The following is a 369-nucleotide window of genomic DNA, read 5'->3' as shown; positions in this document are numbered from 1 at the left end:
ATATTGTCTGAGCAATCTGTTCGTATTTTCATTTGAGCCACGTTGCCAGGGAGATTGGGGATCACAGAAATAAACCTGAATGTCTGTGGCCACAGTAAATCGGGTGTGGTTGGTCATTTCAGCACCCCGATCCCATGTTAATGTTTTATAAAGCTCAACGGGTAATTCCCGGGCTTGTTTGATGAGTGCAGATATAACCGTTATGGTCTTGTTGTCTCTGATTTTAGCCAGCATAACAAAGCGGGAATGGCGTTCTACGAGAGTGACGATATAGGAGTTTTTCGAGCCCTGGATCAGATCGCCTTCCCAGTGACCTGGTATGGCTCTGTCTGCGGCTTCAGGTGGCCTTTCTCTGATAGGTATCGCATC

General features: G+C 46.9%; 1 protein-coding gene. It reads right to left on the bottom strand.

All coding sequences use genetic code 11. The features are described 5' to 3' along the window. Positions 1-369: IS30 family transposase (locus WH277_RS02105; protein ID WP_339504123.1), on the bottom strand; the 369-nt coding region annotated here is incomplete at both ends.

Source organism: Erwinia sp. MYb416 (genome assembly GCF_037479575.1).
Lineage (GTDB): Bacteria > Pseudomonadota > Gammaproteobacteria > Enterobacterales > Enterobacteriaceae > Erwinia > Erwinia rhapontici.
The sequence above is the reverse complement of the archived record's forward strand: the minus strand, read 5'-3'. Positions and strand labels throughout refer to the sequence as shown.